20 protein-coding genes are annotated in these 23,966 nt (G+C 45.8%); 13 read left to right on the top strand and 7 right to left on the bottom strand.

Annotation, left to right across the window (positions count from 1 at the left end; genetic code table 11):
• The first annotated feature begins 255 nt into the window (after positions 1-255).
• The 3 genes from ppc (at position 256) to C5470_RS08600 (ending at position 4,112) form a co-directional block, all read left to right on the top strand.
• The gene (ppc, locus tag C5470_RS08610; protein WP_166287789.1) at positions 256-2,892 is read left to right on the top strand and encodes a phosphoenolpyruvate carboxylase; all 2,637 of its coding nucleotides are present in this window, start codon (positions 256-258) and stop codon (positions 2,890-2,892) included.
• Between the two features lie 358 nt (positions 2,893-3,250).
• Positions 3,251-3,829, top strand: a complete 579-nt coding sequence (locus C5470_RS08605) for a YolA family protein (RefSeq protein ID WP_051477284.1) — start codon at positions 3,251-3,253, stop codon at positions 3,827-3,829.
• Between the two features lie 94 nt (positions 3,830-3,923).
• Positions 3,924-4,112, top strand: coding sequence for a hypothetical protein (locus C5470_RS08600; RefSeq protein ID WP_036844915.1), 189 nt, complete (start codon positions 3,924-3,926; stop codon positions 4,110-4,112).
• A 91-nt stretch (positions 4,113-4,203) separates the two neighbouring features.
• Here the strand turns inward: C5470_RS08600 and C5470_RS08595 are convergent, their stop codons facing one another.
• From C5470_RS08595 to metB, 5 genes are all read right to left on the bottom strand, one after another.
• Positions 4,204-4,599: a type III secretion system chaperone family protein gene (locus C5470_RS08595; protein ID WP_166287786.1), complete on the bottom strand. Its 396-nt coding sequence runs from the start codon at positions 4,597-4,599 to the stop codon at positions 4,204-4,206.
• A gap of 2 nt (positions 4,600-4,601) precedes the next feature.
• On the bottom strand, positions 4,602-5,537 hold the full coding sequence (locus C5470_RS08590) for a hypothetical protein (RefSeq protein ID WP_166287783.1): 936 nt from the start codon (positions 5,535-5,537) through the stop codon (positions 4,602-4,604).
• Positions 5,538-6,785: 1,248 nt separating this feature from the next.
• Complete coding sequence (gene metF, locus C5470_RS08585) at positions 6,786-7,670, bottom strand: methylenetetrahydrofolate reductase (RefSeq protein WP_166287780.1); 885 nt, start codon at positions 7,668-7,670, stop codon at positions 6,786-6,788.
• Positions 7,671-8,020: 350 nt separating this feature from the next.
• Positions 8,021-10,456, bottom strand: a complete 2,436-nt coding sequence (locus C5470_RS08580; protein ID WP_166287777.1) for a bifunctional aspartate kinase/homoserine dehydrogenase II — start codon at positions 10,454-10,456, stop codon at positions 8,021-8,023.
• Positions 10,457-10,458: 2 nt separating this feature from the next.
• Positions 10,459-11,619 carry a cystathionine gamma-synthase gene (gene metB / locus C5470_RS08575; protein ID WP_166287774.1) on the bottom strand — a complete coding sequence of 387 codons (1,161 nt, stop codon included), beginning with the start codon at positions 11,617-11,619 and terminating at the stop codon, positions 10,459-10,461.
• 287 nt (positions 11,620-11,906) lie between these two features.
• Between metB and metJ the strand changes: the two genes are divergently transcribed.
• Complete coding sequence (gene metJ / locus C5470_RS08570; RefSeq protein ID WP_166287771.1) at positions 11,907-12,224, top strand: met regulon transcriptional regulator MetJ; 318 nt, start codon at positions 11,907-11,909, stop codon at positions 12,222-12,224.
• 150 nt (positions 12,225-12,374) lie between these two features.
• Here metJ and rpmE read toward each other — a convergent pair whose 3' ends face one another.
• Positions 12,375-12,590 carry a 50S ribosomal protein L31 gene (rpmE, locus tag C5470_RS08565; RefSeq protein WP_036844905.1) on the bottom strand — a complete coding sequence of 72 codons (216 nt, stop codon included), beginning with the start codon at positions 12,588-12,590 and terminating at the stop codon, positions 12,375-12,377.
• A gap of 210 nt (positions 12,591-12,800) precedes the next feature.
• Between rpmE and priA the strand changes: the two genes are divergently transcribed.
• The 7 genes from priA (at position 12,801) to rraA (ending at position 20,816) form a co-directional block, all read left to right on the top strand.
• Positions 12,801-14,999 carry a primosomal protein N' gene (gene priA / locus C5470_RS08560; RefSeq protein WP_166287768.1) on the top strand — a complete coding sequence of 733 codons (2,199 nt, stop codon included), beginning with the start codon at positions 12,801-12,803 and terminating at the stop codon, positions 14,997-14,999.
• Between the two features lie 326 nt (positions 15,000-15,325).
• Entirely contained in the window at positions 15,326-16,354 is a 1,029-nt protein-coding gene (gene cytR, locus C5470_RS08555) for a DNA-binding transcriptional regulator CytR (protein ID WP_166287765.1), read from the top strand.
• 69 nt (positions 16,355-16,423) lie between these two features.
• Positions 16,424-17,224 carry a cell division protein FtsN gene (ftsN, locus tag C5470_RS08550; protein ID WP_166287762.1) on the top strand — a complete coding sequence of 267 codons (801 nt, stop codon included), beginning with the start codon at positions 16,424-16,426 and terminating at the stop codon, positions 17,222-17,224.
• Positions 17,225-17,347: 123 nt separating this feature from the next.
• On the top strand, positions 17,348-17,878 hold the full coding sequence (gene hslV / locus C5470_RS08545) for an ATP-dependent protease subunit HslV (RefSeq protein WP_166287759.1): 531 nt from the start codon (positions 17,348-17,350) through the stop codon (positions 17,876-17,878).
• A gap of 11 nt (positions 17,879-17,889) precedes the next feature.
• Positions 17,890-19,221, top strand: coding sequence for an HslU--HslV peptidase ATPase subunit (hslU, locus tag C5470_RS08540; protein WP_166287756.1), 1,332 nt, complete (start codon positions 17,890-17,892; stop codon positions 19,219-19,221).
• Between the two features lie 96 nt (positions 19,222-19,317).
• Positions 19,318-20,238 (top strand): 1,4-dihydroxy-2-naphthoate polyprenyltransferase, encoded by a 921-nt coding sequence (locus C5470_RS08535; protein ID WP_166287753.1) that lies wholly within the window; start codon positions 19,318-19,320, stop codon positions 20,236-20,238.
• A gap of 68 nt (positions 20,239-20,306) precedes the next feature.
• Positions 20,307-20,816 (top strand): ribonuclease E activity regulator RraA, encoded by a 510-nt coding sequence (gene rraA, locus C5470_RS08530; RefSeq protein ID WP_036844890.1) that lies wholly within the window; start codon positions 20,307-20,309, stop codon positions 20,814-20,816.
• A 65-nt stretch (positions 20,817-20,881) separates the two neighbouring features.
• Here rraA and zapB read toward each other — a convergent pair whose 3' ends face one another.
• Complete coding sequence (gene zapB / locus C5470_RS08525) at positions 20,882-21,124, bottom strand: cell division protein ZapB (protein ID WP_036844887.1); 243 nt, start codon at positions 21,122-21,124, stop codon at positions 20,882-20,884.
• A gap of 303 nt (positions 21,125-21,427) precedes the next feature.
• On the opposite strand from zapB, the gene C5470_RS08520 reads away from it, so the two are divergent.
• Both C5470_RS08520 and glpK read left to right on the top strand, forming a co-directional pair.
• Positions 21,428-22,258, top strand: coding sequence for an MIP/aquaporin family protein (locus C5470_RS08520; protein ID WP_036844885.1), 831 nt, complete (start codon positions 21,428-21,430; stop codon positions 22,256-22,258).
• A 30-nt stretch (positions 22,259-22,288) separates the two neighbouring features.
• A complete protein-coding gene (gene glpK / locus C5470_RS08515; protein ID WP_166287750.1) occupies positions 22,289-23,812 on the top strand; it encodes a glycerol kinase GlpK in 1,524 nt (507 codons plus the stop codon).
• The last annotated feature ends 154 nt before the right edge of the window (positions 23,813-23,966 follow it).

The raw sequence follows: 23,966 nt of genomic DNA, 5'->3' as shown, positions 1-23,966 counted from the left end.
GGGGGACTTAAGCATCATAACAAGCAACAAAAGCACCTTTCCCAAGCCTTCTGCGCATAAGTAATACTTATAGAACATGACCTGCCATTAAATTTTAGAAATTTCTCCCAAACTGATTATTTTCTGATATGAATATGAGGGCTTAGGGTAAATACAACACTGTGGCGCCACAAAAAATAGCTTCCCGCCACTTAAATAAAACTTTTCTACAGGAACAGAATCAACATTCTGCCAGCAATAAAGGCCAAGAGTCATATGAACCAACAATATTCCGCAATGCGTAGTAATGTCAGCATGCTAGGCAAGCTGCTCGGAGACACTATCAAAGAAGCTTTAGGGGAAGATATTCTCGATAAAGTTGAAACTATCCGCAAATTATCCAAATCATCCCGTGCCGGCAATGAAGCACACCGCCAGCAACTACTATCCACACTGCAAAACCTATCCAATGATGAACTGTTGCCGGTTGCACGTGCTTTTAATCAATTTCTCAACCTGACAAACGTCGCGGAACAATATCACAGCATATCCCCACATGGTGAAGCTGCCAGCAACCCCGTTGCTTTGGCGAAGTTATTCACCCAGTTAAAAGAAAAAAACTTCAGTAACGGCGATCTGAAAAAAGCAGTGAATGAGCTGTCTATTGAATTGGTCCTCACCGCCCACCCAACTGAAATCGCGCGTCGTACCTTGATCCACAAACTGGTAGCCGTTAACTCCTGCCTGTCACAATTAGATCACGATGATCTGGCGGATTATGAGCGTAATAATATTATGCGCCGCCTGCGCCAGTTAGTTGCTCAGTCATGGCATACTGATGAAATCCGTAAAATCCGCCCTACTCCCATTGATGAAGCTAAGTGGGGCTTCGCTATGGTGGAGAACAGCTTATGGGATGGTGTGCCAGCATTCCTGCGTGAATTCAATGAACAGTTGGAAGAGTCAATTGATTACAGCTTGCCGGTCGAAGCTGTCCCTATCCGTTTTACTTCCTGGATGGGCGGCGACCGCGACGGCAACCCGAATGTCACGGCTGAAGTCACTCGCCATGTATTACTGCTTAGCCGCTGGAAAGCAGCCGACTTGTTCCTGAAAGATATTCAGGTTCTGGTTTCTGAATTATCCATGTCTGAATGCACACCAGAAGTTCGCAAACTGGCAGGTGGCGATGAAATTCTGGAACCTTACCGGGAAATTGCCAAAAAACTGCGAACACAACTCAGCAATACATTGGAATATTTAGAGAAACGACTGAAAGGGGAACAAGTTCTGCCACCCACCGATCTGCTAGTAGATAATGAACAACTCTGGCAACCCCTTTACGCCTGTTATCAATCATTGAAAACCTGTGGAATGGAAATCATCGCCAACGGTCAATTATTGGATATCCTGCGCCGTATTCGTTGCTTCGGCCTGTCACTGGTACGCATTGATGTCCGTCAGGAAAGCAGCCGACACACAACCGCCATGTCTGAATTGACGCAATACCTGGAATTAAGCGACTACGAAAGCTGGCCGGAAGAAGAGAAGCAGGCTTTCCTGCTGCATGAACTGAACTCCAAACGTCCACTGATCCCACATAACTGGCAGCCAAGCGCTGAAACTCAAGAAGTTTTCGAAACCTGTAAGGTGATTGCAGAATCACCTCAAGACGCTATCGCTGCTTACGTTATCTCAATGGCTAAAGTGCCTTCTGATGTATTAGCGGTTCACCTGCTGCTGAAAGAAGCCGGTTGCCCGTTCACCTTGCCAGTTGCCCCTCTGTTTGAAACCCTTGATGACCTGAACAATGCCGAGAATGTCATTCAACAATTGATGAATATTAAATGGTATCGCTCTCTGATTCAGGACAAGCAGATGGTGATGATTGGCTACTCTGACTCGGCAAAAGATGCCGGGGTAATGGCAGCGGGATGGGCGCAATACCGCGCACAAGATGCACTAATCAAAACCTGTGAAAAAGAAGGCGTCACGCTAACCTTATTCCACGGGCGCGGCGGTACCATTGGCCGTGGTGGCGCACCGGCACATGCAGCATTGCTCTCCCAGCCACCGGGAAGCCTGAAAGGTGGGCTACGTGTCACCGAACAGGGTGAAATGATTCGCTTCAAATTCGGTCTGCCACAAGTCACTATCAGTAGCCTAGCGTTGTATGCCAGCGCAATTCTGGAAGCCAACCTGCTACCCCCACCGGAACCTAAGCCGGAATGGCATCAGATAATGGATACCTTGTCTGATGTTTCTTGCAAGATGTATCGTAATTATGTACGTGAGCAACCTGATTTTGTGCCTTATTTCCGTGCTGCAACGCCAGAACTGGAATTGGCTAAACTACCTTTGGGTTCTCGCCCGGCCAAACGCCGCCCGACAGGGGGTGTGGAAAGTTTGCGAGCTATCCCGTGGATTTTTGCCTGGACACAGAACCGCCTGATGTTACCGGCCTGGTTAGGTGCAGGCGCTGCTCTACAAAAAGTCGTGAATAATGGTAAACGGGATGTACTGGCAGAAATGTGCCGCGATTGGCCTTTCTTTACAACCCGCATTGGTATGCTGGAGATGGTTTTCGCTAAAGCGGACTTATGGCTGGCGGAATATTATGATCACCGCTTGGTAGATAAGAGTTTGTGGCCGTTAGGTCAGGAGCTGCGAGAGCAACTTTCAGCGGATATTAAAACGGTATTAACCATTTCCAAAGATGAACATTTGATGGCAGATTTACCGTGGATTGCAGAATCAATCGCCTTGCGTAATGTTTATACCGATCCATTAAATGTTTTGCAGGCAGAACTTCTGCTACGTTCCCGTCAGCAACAACACCCTGATCCACAGCTTGAACAGGCACTGATGGTCACAATAGCAGGTGTAGCAGCAGGAATGCGAAATACAGGTTAGTCGCTGTCAGCAGGAAACAATCTCCACACGACGGTAGTGATATTATTGAGCACAGTACGGGTATCTTTCATCTACATATAACTCAGTACAATATGTGCTCAATGGTATCACAGTTTTCCCACATTTACCGTTTGTGAAATTTAGCTAAATATGGATGCAAACAAAAAGGAAGTCATTTCTCGACAGGTGAAACATGCTTGAAGAGCAATTCCTTAATAATTTACCCCCTCTGTTCCACTAAGCAAAAGACACAACAAGAGCCGGCTAAGCTCCACTCATTACATAAATAAAATTTGATAATGTGATTTTGATTCACTTCCCTAGAATTGTGCCTTTCCATTTCTAAGAGGGTTCAATCATGAAGAAAAGTAAACTTGCTATTTTGTTATCTCTTGCTTCCCTGTTTAGTGTTAATGCCTATGCCCAAACAGAGCAACCACAGGAAGCCCCTGCTGCTAAAAATGCCCTGACAGCACAATCCCAGTTGCTACCTAACCCTGAGAGCCCCATCCGCGCCGACGAGAAGGAGCGCAACATTAAGCCTGAGATAGCTTACATCCCCGCACCTCCGCTAACCAATATGTGGGTCTATGCCGTTGGCTCGACAAATTGCGGATGGGAATACACTTTCAACTTGCCGGTGACGAACTGTAATCACGGAGGAAACCTGCTTCGCGCCGCCGTTCTGGAGATTGGCTACGGATTCAACCCCATTGCTGGGATGAACGGCGGTACACTACCAGGCTCAATGTACTCTTCTACACCAGTTTGTATTACAGGCGGGTACTACACTTGGCCGTGCGCTGCGGGCCAAATTGTGATTGGCTTCCTTAAGGAATACAGCCTTGACGGCTACCAGAATGGTCTATTCAGATACCAGAACACTTCCACTAACTGGCCTCATAATACTATGTCAACGCAGATCAACATTCGTTGACCTGCTGTGGAAACCCACTTAAATCTGTAAGGGCCGGGAAACCGCCCTTATTCATTTTTATGCGCAAGTATCGACGCCGATAGTTTCCTGCTATATGACAGATTCAAGCACCTTGAGCATCTTTTTACCATTACGCATCACGCTGGTGAAATCGGCTTATTTAACACCACCTATTTCTGTCAGAGAAACCTCGGCTGTAGCCATTATCAGAGATATCAAAAATGATATTGAGCTGTTGACCACAACACTGAGCGATTGCGCGCGCTGGCATAGAGGTAACTGACTCTGGCATTAATTCTCATCGTAATCAAGCCATTCGGTTTTTTCGCCTGATATTCCCGCCCGCATTAGGCGAAGGTTTACAGCGACTTTTGCTAAACTTTGTGCCACGAGGTCCCTTGAATACCTAATGGCGGCCATCCTTGGTTTTCAGTGGTAGGGAATGTAGCCGCAAGGTCCCTAGCTTGCTGTAACATCCGTCCGACTAAGCTGGCCAGCAACTCAGCATCCAGCTTTTCCAGCCATTCTCGGCTCCAAAGCAGAGTCTCACCCTCGCCACTGCGGCTCAATTGCAACGGCGGCCAGTCGGCTAATGTAGCCAAAGAGCGGGGTTGGACATCACCCAGCGGAATAAACAAAGTTACCAGCTCATCACGTTGACGGATATGCAGGCTAAAAGGGCCAAGCGGCAGATCAAGCCCCTCCGGGTGCAGGGACTCCTCGGTCTGCCCCAGGAGCCGGCACAGATCCGATAATAGGAGATTGAACATGATTACTCTTTATGGTTGTCAAACACGGATTCAGTCGGTGGCCACAGGTTGGCGATCGGAGGATTACCCGGTGTACCTTGCAATTTGCCACCTATGGTCGCAGCCCAAGGATCGATGACGCGTGCTTGGGACCCCCAAGTTTCGGGTTTGCTAAGCTCACTGTTGGGATCGCGACCGACTACCACGAAGCAATGAGTCTGGGTATGCCCCTTGGAGCCACGATGAGCGACTACCTCAATACGCTGCTGGTCGTCTTGATTGTGCTTCATCAATTCGGCTGCCGCAGAGTAGGCCAGGGTAGTGCAACAGCCAGCCTGGGCCTGAGCGACATGGCGGGCGATGGATTGCAATTGGTTGAGGCTGACGTTGCCTCGCTTGGCGGCGATGGCTGCCATGTTGGACATCATGTTGGCCTGGCTGTTAACCTTCTGGCGCTCAGGGTTATCATTGAATAACCGTAATCTCTCCATAATCTTCTGATAATTAGGGTTCTGCTTGCTAACAAAGGTGCCTGCATCAGTACATGCATAGGTTTCCATCTTCTGCAAGGTCGGCATAGCCTGCTGTAACACGGCCTGGAGACCGGTCGTCACCACCTTCGGCTGGAGGGTACGCACCATAGCACCCTGTTCCGCCAGGGTCTGTTTAAGTTCGGTGAGGCGGGTGCCACGGGCCGCCACCTCTTTGGGATTGTGATTCTCCCAATGCTGGATAGCATCTTGTACCCGTTGGGCCTGCCCGCTGCTGGGGGCACTCTGCAATTGGCGCAGTTCAGTGATCAACTGTTTGAGATCCGAACTCTGGAAATGCAGCAAACCACGTCGAACAGACTGTTCGAACAGACGGTTGCCCTGTTCGAGTAGAGGAGAGGCGGCAGCGTGCTGAGGAGCTTGCATTTGGCTAAGTGGCATACGGCCGCTAATGGGTGAGATTGGCATTATCTTTTCCAAAATTAGGTTGAGTTAATTAAGAATATCTTAGTATTTTTCCTGCCCTACTTATGTAAAAAAGTGACCAGACTTTTGTCTGTTTTGGGTATCAGAAGATTTCCGTTACCGACTCAACATTCAAACAAACTTGCTTTCTCAGATTTTATACAGAAAAATGCTGCGTACATTAATTTACTGTATTTATAGGAAAATACTCATGGCTGCTGTTGCTCGATTTGATTTAAAGATGAATATGGCTACATTCGAACACACGGCAGCTAACAGGGCAAGATCTCACTTTAAATTGAACTATTTCGCTAACTTAAGAAGGATGAGAACGATATCATTGGTCAAATCAGGGCGAGATCTCACATTTTTAGCATAGGAGAGAGTATCAACATCTATTTATTAGTCGAATCTACCCTTCATAAATCAGCAAGTAAATAGCCTGATAATATAAAAATATCCTTTTCTGTTTTCTCGGATAATCAGCCCCTTTATCAAGGTTTAAATCCTGCCAAATTAACCGTTTTATCCCTTTTTTATTGCGTTATTTTTACGGTTTTCTTCATAAAATAACCGGAGTGAAAACGCTTAAACACCTATCTTATTCGGATAATATTCTTTTACGTGAAGATTTACTTTCAACTCGCTATTAACGGTTAATGATTTTCTATTAAATACCATTAACTATCCTGCTAAAAAGTTACATTTATTAAATTAAATCCGCTCCTGATCTAAAATATTTAATATTTCTACATTCACGTTTTTAAATGATTACAGCAGGTTAGGCTAATGTAAAATAAGCAGAGTATAAAATCGCAGACAAATGAATTAAACATGGCAGGATAAACAATCAGTAAATCAGTAAATCAGTAAATCAGTAAATCAGTAAATCAGTAAATCAGTAAATCAGTAAATCAGTAAATCAGTAAATCAGTAAATCAGTAAATCAGTAAATCAGTAAATCAGTAAATCAGTAAATCAGTAAATCAGTAAATCAGTAAATCAGTAAATCAGTAAATTTTATGTAATAAAATATTAATTTCAACTGGCAGATTCGACTAATCATTTAATTGATAACAATAAATTATTTATTAACATTAAAACCCCTTTATCCTTTCAGCTATATAAAATTAAATATCAAAAGTATATTAACCTTAATATTCACAAATATAATAAGAATTTACCATTCATATCAATACAGCGGAAAAAATATGCTCTTACTAAGCGACATTTCTTAATAAGAGCCAATGATTAAGGACGAACACCCAATGTATGACAAATCGCATAACTCAATTCTGCACGGTTCAGGGTATAAAAGTGAAAATCTTTTACACCTTCACGACTTAAAATTTTCACCATATCCATTGCGATAGAAGCACCAACCAGATTAGAGCTCTCAGGGTCATCATCCAGCCCTTCAAACATTCTGGTCATCCAGCTCGGAATACGAACATTGGTCATTGTCGCAAAACGTTTCAGCTGACGGAAGTTGGACACCGGCAGAATACCCGGTACGATTTCAACATCAATTCCAGCGGCAACACAACGGTCACGAAAACGCAGATAACCTTCCACATCAAAGAAAAATTGAGTAATCGCACGGTTCGCACCCGCATCAATCTTTCGTTTCAAGCTAATCAGATCAGCCTGAGAATTTTTCGCCTCCGGATGAACTTCCGGGTAAGCAGCCACTGAAATATCAAAATCAGCTTCTTTTTTAAGTAATTCAACCAGATCAGCCCCATACATTTTGGGTTTTTCACTGTTATCAGGTAAATCACCCCGCAAAGCCACAATATGACGAATACCATTATTCCAATAATCACGGGCAATTTCGCACAATTCATCGCGGCTGGCATCAATACAGGTGAGGTGCGGAGCAGCCTCAAGACCGGTTTTCTCTTTTATTCCTTTGATAATGCTATGGGTACGGTCACGTTCACCAGAGTTAGCCCCATAAGTAACGGAAACAAATTTAGGCTTGAGAGTGCTCAAACGACCAATGGATTTCCACAGGGTTTTTTCCATCTCAACTGTACGCGGTGGAAAGAATTCAAATGAAACACGGATCTGCCCTTCCAGTTCAGCCAGATTCTGATTCAGTGCCTCTCGCTGATTAGCGTGAAAAAAACTCATACCCTGTACCTCGTTAAACAAGCGGAATAATTTCCTGTCTTATAATTTGCCAGTTACTTTTATTTACACATCTAAACACCTAACCACCCATACGTTTAGACGTCTAAATAAGATGAGGGATTGGGATTTTTTAGTCAACAATAAGTTTGAGTTAAGATAGTGAGTAATATTCATCCTGAATCGGAAAAAAATTCATCAAAGAATATTTGGCTTTATTTATATTGACTTGGCAGATCAAGATACCCAAGGCAACGATGAAGAAGCGTGTCCTTACAGCACACCAATCCTCTCGCTACCTCAAATATCAAGCAAAGGAAATCACATCAGATAACAAATGAGGGTTTTGCAACCTAAAGCAGTTGTGATAAACGGTTAAGATCAGACTGAATCGCGCCGGCTGTAACATCACGACCGGCACCCGGTCCACGGATCACCAGCGGATTATCACGATACCAACGACTCTCAATCGCAAACACATTGTCGCACGGTAACAAGGAAGCCAATGGGTGATCAGGACGTACTGCCTCAACACCAACTTTCGCCTTACCATTCGCATCAAAACGGGCAACATAGCGCAATACCATGCCCATTTCCTGTGCCGCGGCCAATCGCTGTACCATTTGTTCATTGATAGCACTGCTGTTATCAAAGAATTGCTCAATAGAACCTGATTCCGCTTCTTTCGGAACCAGTGACTCAACACGCACCTGCTCTGGCTCAATTTCATAGCCATCTTCACGGGCAAGGATAATCAGTTTACGCATGACATCCTGACCAGACAGATCAATACGTGGATCAGGCTCGGTCAATCCCTGCTGCCACGCCTGTTCAACCAAATCACTGAATGGCACTGAACCATCAAATTGCAGAAACAACCAGGATAGCGTACCGGAGAAAATACCACTGATGGATAAAATGGTATCGCCACTCTCGCGTAAATCTCTCACTGTATGGTTGATCGGTAAGCCTGCGCCAACAGTTGCATTGTAAAACCAGTGACGACCGGTTTTGGCAAATGCATCACGAATAAGACGATAATCGTTACTACTGGAAGCGCCAGCAATTTTATTAGCACTGATAACATGGAAACCATAACTGGCAAAATCACTGTAACATCGGGCCAGTTCTTCACTGGCAGTCACATCCAGGATCACCAGATCGTCATAAGGATGCGCCCGCATCCACAGGAACAGCTCATCGGCATCATGCTCTGTCGCTTCAGCATCAAAGAAAGCTAATGCCCGGCTGGCATTAATCCCTTGATAGTCGAGTAAACTCCGACGACTATCCGCCACACCTGCCAGAATAAATTCAAAATCACTGCGGGCAGAAATATTTTTCTGCTCACGGGCGAATAACTCCAACCAACGGGAGCCGATATTCCCTTTACCAAACAAAATCAGGCCAATTCGCTTTTCAGCCCGGAACAAACTCTGATGCAACCCCTGAATCACATGCTCAGTCTGATTGGTCCTCAACACAGCGACTAGGCTGATGCCATCCTCCGCGTGCCAGATAAATTCTACCGGCTGATCTTTAAGCTGCTGATAAAAACGATGGCAATGCAATGGATTCTTACATACACCCGCCCCAACCAGCGCCACCAACGCCAATCCTTCTCTCAGGGAAAGTTTCCCCGGCGGCGCAGCATCTTCCAAAACCTCCAATGCACTATTTACCACTTCGGCAGTGTAACAGAGCTGAATCAGATTACAGTCTGGATGGATACCGGTTGCCAGTGGGCGGATTTGTCCCCGTTTTAACAACAGATCAATATCTTTGTATATCTGTTTAAAATCATTATGAGCAGCCACATGCAACTCAATCAGACAAACTTCATCATGGCTGGTGACAATCTTTGCCCCAGTCCCGGAAGCCAGAACCCTTTCAATACGGGTGGAGCCCTGCTCCGGTTGGTAGCTGCAACGCATCAGTAAATCAATATCACTGACGGAAACAGGCTGTAAGGTACGGGTATGCAGCACAGGTGCGGCAAGACGAGCAAGTTCACTCGCTTCATCCAGACGTAATAAAGGTAACAAACAAGCGTCTTTTACTTTTCTCGGATCAGCACTGTAAACACCCGCAACATCACTCCAGATGGTTACCCGTTTAGCCCCTGCCAGAGCACCAACTTGCGTCGCGGAGTAGTCACTGCCATTTCGCCCCAGTAAAACCGTTTCTCCATCATGATTACTGGAGATAAACCCCGTTACAACCAGTCGCTTATTAAGATGTTGCGTTAACAGCTGATTCAATAATGGCTGAGAAAGGTCAACATCAACTTGAGGTTGAGCCGCCCGTTCCGCACGTAAAAACTGACGGGCATCCACCCAGTCACTGGGGATACCCTGAGCTTCAAGTACCGCTGACATCAAACGTGCAGACCAGATCTCTCCATGACCCACAACTTCCGCATAAGTCACATCACTCACCGGCTTATCCAGTAATGCACTCAACCTTTCAAGATCGGCAATAAAATACTTCACCAATTCTTCAGCAACAGTTTCAGGCAGCAAACCTCTGATAAGATCCTGCTGATAACGGCGCAAAACCTGCTGTACCTGATGGGCAGAAATACGATCGTTCTGGCTGAGCTTAAGCCAGTTAATTAACTGGTTGGTTGTACTGCCTGCCGCGGATACCACCATTAAATCACCAGGTTGACTGTAATTAGCCATAATCTTGGCTACCCGTTGATAACATTTCACATCCGCGAGACTACTTCCACCAAACTTATGTAATTGGCGGCCATTTTCCGCCCCTGCTACTGCCAGTGCACTCATGGTCACTCCTTTACTACTGCCTGAAATGCATTTTCCAAATCAGCGATTAAATCCTGACTATTTTCAATACCCACAGAAACACGCAACAGTGAATCCGTAATACCCGCTTCCGCCCTTGCCTGTGCTGACATTCCCGCGTGAGTCATGGTAGCAGTATGGGAAATCAACGTTTCCACGCCGCCCAATGATTCCGCCAAAGTAAATAATTTCAACTCAGACAGAAAACAGCGTATTGCCGATTCACTGCCATCTAACTCAAAACTTATCATTGCGCCAAAACCGGACTGTTGCTTACAGGCAATTTCATGCCCTGGATGATCTTTCAAAGCAGGATAAAAAAGTTTCTTCACTAACGGTTGCTGTTGAAGATAATTCACAATCTCTAGCGCATTATTTTGCTGTAAAAGGATCCGTGGCGATAAAGTACGCATCCCTCGCAACAGAAGATAACTATCAAACGCCGCACCGGTCACACCAATATTATTCGCCCACCAGGCAAGATCCGTCGCAATATCTTCATCCTTTGCAATAATGGCTCCGGCAATAACATCAGAATGTCCGTTAAGATATTTAGTACAGGAATGAACAACCAGATCTGCCCCCAATTCCAGCGGTTTTTGTAATACAGGACTCAGGAAAGTATTATCGACAATCACTGTCGCACCAACCTCATGGGAAAGCCGGCATATATGGGCAATATCCACGATACGCAATAAAGGATTACTTGGCGTTTCAACTAATACCAACTTTGGCTTTCTGGACAATACCTGTTTTAACGCCTGTTTATCACTCTGATCGATAAAAGCCACTTCATAAGCACCGCGTTTATTCTGGCTGTCAAACAAGCGGTAGCTGCCACCATAACAGTCATGAGGAGCAACCAACAGATCGCCCGGCTTAAGAAAAACCGTGCATAACAGGTGAATCGCTGACATGCCGCTGCTGGTCATAACAGCACCTACTCCCCCCTCCAGTTCAGCCAATACCCTCTGCACCATATCGCGGCTTGGATTACCCCTCCGGGAATAATCATGTGCCCTCGGTTGATTGAAATCAGTAAAATTATATGTACTGGAAAGATAAATAGGCGGAACAACACAGCCATACTGCTCATCATTATTCAGCCCACTGCGAACTGCTATTGTTGCCTGTTTGCGTGTCATATCAGTCACCACTGCCTGTCATAAATTCGAATCAGGGAAGAATACCCGCCACCACAATAGACGTCAATACATCTAGACATCTAAACCTCTTTACGGTTAGATTAAGTAATGGGATAATTATCCATCACAACTATGCTGCTTTTATTATTAGTAGTCATTAGCTTATCGCATATACTATAACTGTATAATTGATAAGGAAATCACGATAAAATGGCAATATTTTGCAACGAAAGCGGGTTCTGTTATCCGGCTTAATTTTATGACTTCACAACTATTTAAGGTACCCCATGGCTGAGTGGAACGGTGAATATGTCAGCCCCTATGCTGAACATGGCAAAAAAAGCGAACAAGTGAAGAAAATCACAGTTTCAATTCCTTTGAAAGTGTTGAGGATCCTCACTGATGAGCGCACCCGCCGCCAGGTAAATAACCTGCGTCACGCGACTAACAGTGAATTGCTGTGTGAAGCATTCCTGCATGCATTTACTGGGCAACCACTGCCCGATGACGCTGATTTACGTAAAGAACGTAGTGATGAAATCCCAGAAGCTGCCAAAGAGATCATGCGTGAATTAGGCATTGATCCCGATACCTGGGAATATTGATAGTGGCACAACGAAACCTCCTGCGAAATTCAGGGGGTTTTTAACTATATTAAATACAGAATGACTGATTTAAATACAAACGCCCGATGCAAAACATCGGGCGTGTGTTCGTACCAGTGGCCTGCTCTATAAGCAGACACAAATCCGCAATTACTTGCCAACACCTGGAACGTTGAAACGTTTGTTGAAGCGATCAACACGACCACCGGTAGCAACATCACGTTGTTTACCAGTATAGAATGGGTGGCATTGACCACATACGTCCAGGTTCAGAGCGTGATTAACGGTAGATTTGATCTGCATTACATTACCGCAAGAACAAGTTGCAGTAACTGCTTCATATTTAGGATGAATATCTTTTTTCATGGGATAACCTCTGTTAAGGCCGCGTCGCTATCCAGCCCTGTTGCCGCCAGACACCACACGTCGTGTTGATAAAATAAGTTTGGTATCTTTTGCACCAAAGGCGGCGGATCATACAGAATATCTGCTTATCCCGCAATGAAATCCGTTGATTGTCTATGATACTCTAATAGACAATTTTTGCTTTATTTGTTGATTGCCAGGAATAATTTTATGGCTGTTGTTCAGGTTGCCCTGCCTATCCCCCTTGCCCGCTCTTTTGATTATCTGTTGCCCACAGAAACTCAATTACCTGTTGCAGGGATGCGGGTAATCGTCCCATTTGGCAACCGCAAGGCAATTGGCATCGTCACCGGAACCACTGATAGTAGTGATATTCCAGCAGAACAACTGAAATCAATAGAATCTATTCTCGATACTCACTCCCTGTTTTCAGAAGATCTCTGGCAATTATTACTCTGGGCATCCAGCTATTACCATTATCCCATTGGAGAAGTGCTGTTCCATGCATTGCCGATACTGCTTCGTCAAGGAAAGCCCGCTGAATCTGCCCCGCTCTGGCAATGGCAACTGACTTCGGCGGGAGCTGAAATACCCTTGGCGCAATTGAAACGTTCACCTAAGCAGCAACAGGTGCTGGCAACACTACGCAGAAAAGCGATATATCGCCATCAGATTACAGAATTGGAATTAAGCGAAAGTGCCTTCCTGTCACTCAAAAAGAAGTCACTTATTGATTTATACCCAGTGCAACCTGAATCTCAGAACTGGCGGAGTCACTTCCAAATCACCGGCGAACGCCTGAAATTAAATACGGAACAAGCCACAGCAGTTGGTGCTATCCGTGCGGAGGACCAGCAATTTTCTCCCTGGTTACTAGCCGGTATTACCGGATCAGGTAAAACTGAAGTTTATCTCAGTGTACTGGAAAATATTCTGGCGCAAGGTAAACAAGCGCTGATACTTGTACCGGAAATTGGCCTGACACCACAAACAATCCGTCGTTTCAGAGAACGCTTCAATGCACCGGTTGATGTGCTTCATTCAGCCCTGAATGATAGTGAACGCCTTGCTGTATGGTTACGGGCACAACGTGGTGAGAACGCAATTGTCATCGGTACACGTTCAGCCTTATTTACACCCTTTGCCTGCCTTGGCGTCATCATTATTGATGAAGAACACGACAGTTCTTACAAACAACAGGAGGGCTGGCGTTACCATGCTCGTGATTTGGCGGTATTCAGGGCAAAAAAAGAGAATATCCCGGTGATTATGGGTTCTGCGACTCCGGCGCTGGAGACACTTTATAATGTGCAACAGGGCAAATACCGCCAGTTAACATTATCCAAACGAGCAGGTCATGCCCAACCAGCGACTCAACATCTGTTGGATTTAAAAGGCTTGCCACTCAAAGTCGGGTTATCTCAACCACTGATAAAGCGTATTGAAGGACATCTGCAAGCCAATAATCAAGTAATGCTGTTTCTCAACCGCCGTGGTTACTCACCTGCTCTGCTCTGCCATGAATGTGGCTGGATTGCAGAATGCCAACGCTGTGACCATTATTACACCTTGCATCAACACCATCGTCAGTTGCGTTGCCATCATTGTGACAGCCAACGCCCGGTTCCGCGTCAGTGTCCACAATGCGGTTCTACTCATCTTCAACCTGTTGGCCTTGGCACAGAGCAACTTGAAGACGGTATTACAGCATTGTTCCCTGATGTACCGGTTACCCGCATTGACCGGGATACCACCAGCCGCAAAGGAATACTAGAACAACAACTGGCCGACATTCATGCCGGTGGTGCCCGTATACTGATTGGTACCCAAATGCTGGCAAAAGGCCACCATTTCCCCGATGTCACACTGGTCGCCTTGCTGGATGTTGACGGCGCCCTGTTCTCAGCAGATTTCCGGGCAGCAGAACGCTTCGCACAACTTTATACGCAAGTTTCTGGCCGGGCCGGCCGGGCAGGTAAACAGGGAGAAGTGGTTCTCCAAACTCATCATCCTGACCATCCGTTACTGCAAATTTTACTGAATAAAGGTTATGACGCCTTCGCGACTCAGGCGATGGATGAACGCCAAAGTGTATTTCTGCCGCCATTTACCAGCCATATTATCTTGCGATCAGAAGATCACGATAATCAGCAAGCACCCGCTTTTTTACAGCAATTGCGTCTGCTTTTTGAAAATCATCCTCTGCGTGATAATAACCTATGGATCATGGGGCCGGTTCCCGCATTACAGGCCAAAAGAAGTGGTCGTTATCGCTGGCAACTATTGATTCAACATCCATCCAGAATTTTTTTACAAAAAATCATGACGATGGTTTATCCACAAATAATGGCTCTGCCACAAACCCGGAAAGTAAAATGGAATATTGATGTTGATCCAACGGATGGTTAGTGATTAATCACCTTTATTTTAAAACATATAACTTTATCAGATTAAACATACTTCTATTTGCGACTGAGTAAAGTCACCCTGAGTCATCCTTAATCAATAAAAAATTATTCACTAATTTGCGAGCTATATCGAATAAATGATTTATATCACACTTTTTTGCAAACTAAGGAATAAACGAATTTGCCAAACTGTTTAGAATGGTCCCTTAATAACATTGTCATCACCTTAAACCAAATGTCGTGACTTGCTTAACGTCACTGACGGTCTCCCGGCAACCAGAAAATGACAATCGTTTAACTAATCAGTCAGGAAATGAGGAGTGAGTTTTGGAGCAGAAAAAGAATGGCACCTCCGCAACGATGAAAGATGTCGCTGAAGTGGCTGGCGTTTCTACCGCAACAGTATCAAGAACACTCATGAATCCAGAGAAAGTTTCTTCCCAGACACGACAAAAAGTGGAACAGGCTGTACTGGCTGTGGGTTATTACCCAAATAATTTATCCCGCAATCTTAAGCGCAATGAATCAAAAACGGTTTTAGTCATAGTGCCGAATATCAGTGACCCCTTTTTCACTGATGTGATTTGCGGTATTGAAGAGACAGCAACGCAACAAGGTTACCTGGTTTTAGTCGGTGATTGTCAACATCAGCAAAAACAGCAACACACATTTCTCAACCTCATTGTCACCAAACAAATTGATGGCCTGTTGCTGCTTGGATCCAATATCCCATTTGACGCCAGCAAAGAAGAACAAAAAAACCTGCCTCCTATGGTAATGGCAAACGAATTTGCGCCAGAGCTGGAACTGCCGACTATTCATATTGATAACCTGACCGCCGCATTCAATGCCACTCATTACCTGCAAACACTAGGGCATAAACACATTGCCTGTATCTCCGGACCGGAAGATATCCTGCTTTGCCGCTATCGCCTTCAGGGATATATTCAGGCATTGCGCCGTTCTGGCGGGGCAATCCGTGAAGATTATATCGTCCAGGGTAACTTTACCCATGAAAGTGGCGCAAAGCTGACCAAACAGCTGATGTCTCTGCCGGAACCCCCCACAGCCATTTTCTGCCACAGCGATGTAATGGCGATTGGTGTTATGTGGCAGGCTAAAAGAATGGGCTTAAGCATACCGCAAGATTTATCAATCATTGGGTTCGACAACTTAAGTCTGGCCATGTACAGCGATCCCCCATTAACAACCGTTGGACAGCCCCGTTATGAAATTGGTCAAAAAGCAATGTTGCTGTTGCTGGATCAAATCCAGGGCCATACAACATCTGGCGGTTCCCAGTTACTGGAATCTGAATTAATCATCCGGCAAAGCACCTGTTCGCCTAAAAGCTAGGCAAATAACTCCAAGTTAAGTAACATGTCGTTTATTTCCTTTTATTTAAATAACTCAGCGAATTAGACAGTGGCACAACGAGATTATGTGAGTCGCGGGCGTTCAAGTGCCCGCCGTAAAAACAACGATAAGAAAAAATACCAGTCTCAGGGGCTGCCCAAAACCACTCTGGCAGTCGCGGTAGCATTGGTCGTTATCTTTATTGGTGGCCTTTACTTTATTACCCACAATGGACAAGAAAGCGCGCCAGACGTACTACCAAAACATCCCCAGCAAAATAATGGATTACCGCCAAAACCAGAAGAGCGCTGGCGCTATATCAAAGAATTGGAAAATCGCCCTGTTGGTATCGCGACGCCACGCGAGCCATCAGCCAGCGGGCAGACAAATTCACGAATTCCGCTGACCGCAGAACAACGGCAGTTACTTGAACAAATGCAAGCAGATATGCGCCAACCAGCGACTGCCCTGCCAGAAGTTCCATACAACGGCGTTCAAGTGCCACGCTCACAAGTGATCACCAAACCATCAGCAGAGGCACAGCAACCGCTGGAAACAAGGCCACAACAACAAATGCAAACTCAGCCCGTTCAGCCACATACACCGCCACCGGCTGAAACCAGCAAGCCTAAACCATCAGAAAATGCACAACGTGTAATTTTGCAATGTGGCTCATTCCGCAATATGGACCAGGCTGAATCCGTACGCGCCAGCCTGGCATTTGCCGGTATCGAAAGCCAAATTACAACAGGAGACGGCTGGCATCGTGTCGTTCTTGGCCCTTACAGTAAAAGCACCGCAGGAAAAATGCAGGAACGCCTGAAAAGCACTGGAGTACAGGGTTGCATTCTCCGTGTTACTGGGGGTTGAAAAATGATAATTCTCCCCCATTTATACTGCTAACACCGTGCACACGGTATTTTCGATAGCCATATACACTGTCGAAAGTACCGTGCGTCACATTTATCTATTTTTGTAACCAAGGGCTTACTCGTGACTACAATCGTAAGTGTTCGCCGTAACGGCCAAGTCGTAATCGGTGGTGATGGACAGGCAACGATGGGTAATACCGTCATGAAAGGCAATGTCCGCAAAGTTCGCCGCCTCTATAATGACAAAGTAATCGCGGGTTTTGCTGGCGGTACAGCAGACGCTTTTACTCTGTTTGAACTATTTGAACGTAAACTTGAAATGCATCAAGGACATCTGACCAAGGCGGCCGTTGAACTTGCCAAAGACTGGCGGACCGACCGCATGCTACGCAAACTGGAAGCGTTGCTGGCAGTCGCAGATGAAAACACCTCCCTGATCATTACAGGTAACGGCGATGTTATTCAGCCGGAAAATGACCTGATTGCCATTGGCTCCGGTGGTCCATACGCGCAATCTGCTGCACGGGCAATGCTGGAAAATACCACTCTCAATGCCAGAGAAATTGCAGAGAAAGCACTGACAATTGCTGGTGATATCTGTATTTACACCAACCATAATCACAACTTCGAAGAACTTCCTTCAAAAGCGTAAGGGTAGATAGTATGTCTGAAATGACTCCACGCGAAATTGTCAGCGAACTTGACAACCACATCATTGGTCAGGACAAAGCGAAACGCGCTGTAGCTATCGCACTCCGTAACCGCTGGCGCCGTATGCAGCTGAATGAAATGCTGCGTTATGAAGTGACGCCTAAAAATATTCTGATGATTGGCCCAACAGGTGTCGGTAAAACCGAAATCGCCCGGCGGCTGGCAAAACTGGCAAACGCACCATTCATCAAAGTTGAAGCGACAAAATTCACCGAAGTTGGCTATGTTGGTAAAGAAGTCGACTCTATCATCCGTGATCTGACCGATGCAGCGGTTAAAATGGTTCGTCTGCAATCCATTGAAAAAAACCGTTACCGAGCTGAAGAACTGGCAGAAGAGCACATCCTTGATGTCTTGATCCCACCAGCAAAAAATAACTGGGGACAAGCGGAGACGCAATCTGAACCCTCAGCTGCTCGTCAGGCATTCCGTAAGAAGTTACGTGAAGGTCAACTTGATGATAAAGAAATCGAGATCGATGTTGCTACCACGCCGGTGGGCGTAGAGATCATGGCGCCTCCTGGCATGGAAGAGATGACTAATCAGTTGCAATCCATGTTCCAGAATCTCGCCGGTCAGAAACACAAATCCCGTAAGCTGAAAATCAAAGATGCTTTCAAACTGCTGGTGGAAGAAGAAGCCGCTAAACTGGTTAACCCAGAAGAATTGAAACAACAGGCCATTGATTCGGTTGAACAGCACGGTATCGTCTTCATTGATGAAATCGACAAAATCTGTAAACGCGGCCAGACTTCCGGCCCTGATGTTTCCCGTGAAGGTGTTCAGCGTGACCTATTGCCACTGGTGGAAGGCTGTACGGTATCCACCAAACACGGCATGGTAAAAACAGACCATATCCTGTTTATCGCCTCCGGCGCATTCCAGGTTTCCAGCCCTTCTGATCTGATCCCTGAATTACAAGGGCGTCTACCGATCCGTGTGGAATTACAGGCACTAACCACAGAAGATTTTGAGCGTATTCTGACTGAACCCAATGCATCCCTGACGGAACAATATAAAGCCCTGATGGCAACAGAAGGAATGAACATCAGCTTCACCGCTGATGGCATTCGCAAAATCGCTGAATCAGCATGGCAGGTAAACGAATCAACTGAAAATATCGGTGCGCGTCGCTTGCATACTGTCCTTGAGCGACTGATGGAAGATATCTCTTTTGACGCCAGCGAACGTCCTGGCCAATCAGTTGATATCAATGCTGATTACGTCAAAGAACATTTAGATGAGCTGGTTGCAGATGAAGATCTGAGCCGATTTATCCTATAATCGGAATATACGATTCCTTATCCGCTATAATTATTGATGGGAGGCAAGCCTCCCATTTATTTTTTATAATATTTAAAGGAGTAAGTTAACGTAGAAATGAACTCACCAACTCCCATCAATCAAACTCAAGCATGGCTGGAAAGTTTACGCCCTAAAACGCTGCCACTCGCCCTTGCAGCCATTATTACCGGCTCCTCCCTTGCTGTCTGGACAGGGCATTTCAAGCTGCCTGTTGCCCTACTGGCTCTGCTAACAGCGGCTATATTGCAAATTCTGTCCAATCTCGCCAATGATTACGGCGATGTTATCAAAGGAAGTGATACCGAAAAACGTATCGGGCCGCTGCGCGGTATGCAAAAAGGCGTTATCACCGCCTCGCAGATGAAAAAAGCACTGAAGATTACTGTGCTGCTGGCTTGTTTATCTGGAATTACCCTCATTGCCGTTGCCTGTGAAGAACCCAGGGACATATTAGGTTTTCTGGTCCTTGGTCTGCTGGCAATTGTTGCTGCAATTACCTATACAATCGGCACAAAACCCTATGGCTATATGGGGCTTGGTGATATTTCCGTACTGATATTTTTTGGCTGGTTAAGTGTTGCCGGGGCTTATTATCTTCAATCGGGTTTTTTTGACTCGATTGTCATGCTGCCAGCAACTGCCTGCGGCCTTCTTTCCGCTGCTGTTTTAAATATTAATAACTTGCGTGATATTGAAGATGACAAGCAGAATGGCAAAAACACCCTTGCTGTCCGTCTCGGCCCCCAAAAAGCCCGCTACTATCATGCCTGTCTCATCATCGGATCAATCCTCTGCTTGGTTTTGTTTACCATACAAAACCTGCCAGGCTGGTCCGGTTGGCTGTTCCTGCTCGCGTTGCCTTTGTTGATCAAACACATGTGGTATGTGCTTAACGAACCCACACCAGAAAGTATGCGCCCAATGCTGGAACACATGGTTAAAGCAGCATTGCTGACTAACATTCTGTTTTCGGCTGGACTTATTCTTAGTTATTGATGATTTTGCTAACATCAGCCTGAAAGGGATATACTTACTGTTCCATACCTTAACCAGACGTAAATCCTATGAAATATGATACTTCCGAGCTTTGTGACATCTATCAAGAAGAAGTAAATGTGGTAGAGCCTATGTTCTCTAATTTTGGTGGGCGTACTTCATTTGGTGGTCAAATCATCACAGTTAAATGTTTTGAAGACAACGGGTTAATTTACGACCTGCTTGAAGACAACGGTCACGGCCGTATTTTACTGATAGATGGTGGTGGTTCTGTACGTCAGGCATTGATTGACGCAGAACTGGCACAACTCGCTGTGCAAAATGGATGGGAAGGCATTGTCGTTTACGGTGCGGTACGTCAGGTTGACCAGCTGGCAGAGCTCGACCTTGGTATTCAGGCTATCGCGGCCATCCCTGCTGGCTGTCGTGATGAAGGAACCGGAGCAAGCGATATCCGGGTAAATTTCGGTGGTGTAACCTTCTTCTCTGGCGATTATCTGTATGCTGACAATACCGGTATCATTCTATCCGAAGAGCCACTGGCACTTGATGACAGCGAAGATGAAGAGATCATCTAACGACAGCGTATAAAATCAAGGGCGATTTTTTGGATCGCCCTTTTTTGTCTGCCGGCAATTTGTAATTACTGAACATCTTCCATTTTGCCTAACAAGGCACGCAAACGCTCCTGCCATACTAGCTGCTCTTGTTTTAATTGCTCATTCTCATGAACCAGAGACTCACGGCTACTGGCTGCGGTTTCAATTTCCTGAGACAAAGACTTATTTTTTTCTTTTAATTCTTCAATTTCCATTTGTAGCAGGGTAATAGTATCAATCGCCTGCTGAACCTTGGCTTCCAGCTTTTCAAAAACTTCAAATGACATTCTCGGTTCCCCCTTATAAGCAATCGCCTGATTGTATGTAGCCGAAGCGCCCCTGTCTAGCAACATCCCCAACACATGCGAAATAACTATCAAATAAAAACGACAAAGTGTCTCACACTTTAATTTTTAGCAAAACGCCAGAAAAATGCGGAACTGCTCATTTTGTTGACACAACACACACATTTCAATTTCGCTATTTCTCGTTTCCGCGCATTAACGATAAATTTACAGAACCTTCCTTTCAATACTGAAAGGCGAAAATAATAATTACCACTCTAAAATCTTCTTCGTAGGATAGAACATATGAGCCAAACTACTAGCACGACATTAACCGGACAATGTATCGCTGAGTTTCTTGGTACCGCACTATTGGTTTTCTTTGGCGTAGGTTGTGTTGCCGCTGCCCGTATTGCCGGCGCACAACTGGGCTTGTGGGAAATCAGTATTATTTGGGGGATGGGTGTCGCATTGGCAGTTTATCTCACCGCCGGTGTTTCCGGTGGTCACCTTAACCCGGCGGTGACAATTGCCTTATGGCTGTTTGCCCGTTTTGAGGGCAAAAAAGTCATTCCTTTTATTATTGCCCAAATGATCGGTGGTTTTGTCGCTGCCGCTATCATCTACATGATGTACTACAGCGTATTCCTTGATTACGAGCAAGTACATAATATCGTTCGCGGCACCCCTGAAAGCCTGTTTACCGCAGGAGTATTCTCCACTTACCCGATGGCATCACTGTCTATTTCTCAAGCATTTATGGTAGAAGTCATCATTGCCGCAGCGCTGGTGTGTCTGATTCTGTCACTGACTGACGATGGTAACGGTGTTCCGCGCGGGCCTCTGGCTCCGTTACTGATTGGTATTCTGATTGCCGTTATTGGTGGCGCATTTGGCCCATTAACCGGTTTCGCCCTGAACCCGGCCCGTGACTTTGGCCCTAAACTCATTGCTTATCTGGCAGGTTGGGGAGATATCGCCCTGACGGGTGGACGTGAAATTCCTTACTGCCTGGTTACTCTGACCGCTCCGATTATCGGCGGTATTATAGGTGCATTCGGCTACCGCAAACTTATTGGTCGTCATTTGCCATCTGATGCCCACAAAACCAAAGACCAGAGCAAAAAGAAAGCCTAAAGTAGAGCATCACCAGAACAGGTTATTATCATGACAACAGAAAATATGATTGAGAAAAAATATATTGTCGCCCTTGATCAGGGAACAACCAGCTCCCGGGCAGTCATTCTTGATCACGACGCCAATATTATCTCTATTTCCCAAAGAGAATTTACTCAAATTTATCCTAAACCGGGCTGGGTCGAACATGATCCCATGGAAATCTGGGCAACCCAAAGCTCAACGTTGGTAGAAGTATTAGCGAAAGCGGATATTAGTTCTGATCAGATTGCCGGCATTGGGATTACCAACCAACGTGAAACAACGATTATTTGGGAAAAGAAAACCGGTAAACCCATCTACAATGCCATTGTTTGGCAATGTCGCCGTACCGCAGATGTCTGTACCAAACTGAAACAAAAAGAAGGTCTGGAAGAATATATTCGCCAGAACACAGGATTGGTCGTGGACCCTTACTTCTCTGGTACCAAAGTAAAATGGATTCTGGATCATGTTGAAGGTGCCCGTGAGCGGGCTGAAAAAGGCGAGCTACTGTTTGGTACTGTAGACACCTGGCTGGTATGGAAAATGACCCAGGGCCGTGTCCACGTTACGGATTACACCAACGCATCCCGTACGATGCTGTTCAATATTCACAATCTGGAGTGGGATCAACATATTCTTGATGAGTTACAAATCCCACGCGCTCTGTTACCCACCGTCCATGCATCTTCTGAGATTTATGGTCAGACCAATATCGGCGGTAAAGGCGGCACCCGGATCCCTATCGCTGGCATTGCGGGTGACCAACAGGCTGCTCTGTATGGTCAGCTTTGTGTTCAGCCCGGTATGGCGAAAAACACCTACGGAACAGGCTGTTTCCTGCTGATGAACACTGGTACAGATGCCGTGCGCTCCAACCACGGTTTGCTGACAACCATCGCCTGTGGTCCCCGCGGGGAAGTAAACTATGCACTTGAAGGTGCGGTTTTCGTTGGTGGCGCCTCTATTCAGTGGCTACGTGATGAACTGAAACTCATTGCCGATGCTGCTGATTCCGAATACTTTGCCACTAAAGTTAAAAACAGTAACGGCGTGTATGTGGTTCCCGCTTTTACCGGTCTTGGCGCACCCTACTGGGACCCTTACGCCCGTGGCGCCATTTTCGGCCTGACCCGTGGGACAAACAGTAATCACATTATCCGTGCAACGCTAGAATCCATTGCCTATCAGACCCGTGATGTATTGGATGCTATGCAAGCAGATGCAGGTACCCGATTACAAGCCTTGCGTGTAGATGGCGGCGCCGTTGCCAATAACTTCCTAATGCAATTCCAGTCAGATATCCTGGGTACCCGCGTAGAACGCCCTATAGTGCGTGAAAGCACCGCATTGGGAGCCGCATTCCTCGCAGGATTGGCTGTAGGCTACTGGCAAAATCTGGATGAAGTGAAAAGCAAAGCCACCATTGAAAAAGAATTCCGTCCGGGTATTGAAACTACCGAACGAAATTACAAATACAATGGCTGGAAAAAAGCAGTTGCCCGCGCGCAAGACTGGGAAGATAAAAGCTAAGATTTTCTAATAGAAAGATAAGGAAAGGGTGGAATTTTCTACCCTTTGAAATTCTATTTATTTCCTACCTTCAGAAATTTTCTTTTAAAACTGAATCGCACATTAAGATCTAGCATAAAGCCTAATATTGACAGACCTTTTATTAGCTCGTAGA

This window comes from Photorhabdus stackebrandtii, from assembly GCF_011189495.1.
GTDB lineage: Bacteria > Pseudomonadota > Gammaproteobacteria > Enterobacterales > Enterobacteriaceae > Photorhabdus > Photorhabdus khanii.
This window is presented reverse-complemented; position numbering and strand designations above follow the sequence as displayed.

What these genes read in the sequence shown, in the direction of transcription:
- C5470_RS08580 (WP_166287777.1), bottom strand. Translation starts at nt 10,456, where the DNA reads ATGAGTGCACTGGCAGTAGCAGGGGCGGAAAATGGCCGCCAATTACAT.
- C5470_RS08590 (WP_166287783.1), bottom strand. Translation starts at nt 5,537, where the DNA reads ATGCCAATCTCACCCATTAGCGGCCGTATGCCACTTAGCCAAATGCAA.
- rraA (WP_036844890.1), top strand. Translation starts at nt 20,307, where the DNA reads ATGAAATATGATACTTCCGAGCTTTGTGACATCTATCAAGAAGAAGTA.
- ppc (WP_166287789.1), top strand. Translation starts at nt 256, where the DNA reads ATGAACCAACAATATTCCGCAATGCGTAGTAATGTCAGCATGCTAGGC.
- priA (WP_166287768.1), top strand. Translation starts at nt 12,801, where the DNA reads ATGGCTGTTGTTCAGGTTGCCCTGCCTATCCCCCTTGCCCGCTCTTTT.
- metJ (WP_166287771.1), top strand. Translation starts at nt 11,907, where the DNA reads ATGGCTGAGTGGAACGGTGAATATGTCAGCCCCTATGCTGAACATGGC.
- C5470_RS08605 (WP_051477284.1), top strand. Translation starts at nt 3,251, where the DNA reads ATGAAGAAAAGTAAACTTGCTATTTTGTTATCTCTTGCTTCCCTGTTT.
- C5470_RS08520 (WP_036844885.1), top strand. Translation starts at nt 21,428, where the DNA reads ATGAGCCAAACTACTAGCACGACATTAACCGGACAATGTATCGCTGAG.
- C5470_RS08600 (WP_036844915.1), top strand. Translation starts at nt 3,924, where the DNA reads ATGACAGATTCAAGCACCTTGAGCATCTTTTTACCATTACGCATCACG.
- zapB (WP_036844887.1), bottom strand. Translation starts at nt 21,124, where the DNA reads ATGTCATTTGAAGTTTTTGAAAAGCTGGAAGCCAAGGTTCAGCAGGCG.
- glpK (WP_166287750.1), top strand. Translation starts at nt 22,289, where the DNA reads ATGACAACAGAAAATATGATTGAGAAAAAATATATTGTCGCCCTTGAT.
- hslU (WP_166287756.1), top strand. Translation starts at nt 17,890, where the DNA reads ATGTCTGAAATGACTCCACGCGAAATTGTCAGCGAACTTGACAACCAC.
- C5470_RS08535 (WP_166287753.1), top strand. Translation starts at nt 19,318, where the DNA reads ATGAACTCACCAACTCCCATCAATCAAACTCAAGCATGGCTGGAAAGT.
- C5470_RS08595 (WP_166287786.1), bottom strand. Translation starts at nt 4,599, where the DNA reads ATGTTCAATCTCCTATTATCGGATCTGTGCCGGCTCCTGGGGCAGACC.
- rpmE (WP_036844905.1), bottom strand. Translation starts at nt 12,590, where the DNA reads ATGAAAAAAGATATTCATCCTAAATATGAAGCAGTTACTGCAACTTGT.
- metB (WP_166287774.1), bottom strand. Translation starts at nt 11,619, where the DNA reads ATGACACGCAAACAGGCAACAATAGCAGTTCGCAGTGGGCTGAATAAT.
- metF (WP_166287780.1), bottom strand. Translation starts at nt 7,670, where the DNA reads ATGAGTTTTTTTCACGCTAATCAGCGAGAGGCACTGAATCAGAATCTG.